The 256-nt window shown below is 41.0% G+C and carries 1 protein-coding gene; it reads right to left on the bottom strand.

The genetic code is table 11. The annotated features are described in order from the left end of the window. The coding region (locus tag ACFIO5_RS12965) for an EI24 domain-containing protein (RefSeq protein WP_375705627.1) at positions 1-256 on the bottom strand (256 nt) is incomplete at both ends.

The raw sequence follows: 256 nt of genomic DNA, 5'->3' as shown, positions 1-256 counted from the left end.
TACTGAGTGTGATGCATATGATATCTTTTGGGAAAGCATTTTATGTAAGTGTGTCATAAGGGCTGCTGCGCAAAGTGGTGTTGCTAAATTAAGAAGCGGGATCGAAACAAAAAACGCGATCAACAATCCTGCGCCAAAAATTGTCATGGAGTGAACATGTAAAAAAGCACGCGCTTCTCGTTCGGATCGGAACCGGTATGCAGCAAACATAAAGTATTCACAGCCAAGCAAGTAGCCATTAATAATATAAAAGGCA

Source organism: Bartonella sp. AA86SXKL (genome assembly GCF_042196885.1).
This window is presented reverse-complemented; position numbering and strand designations above follow the sequence as displayed.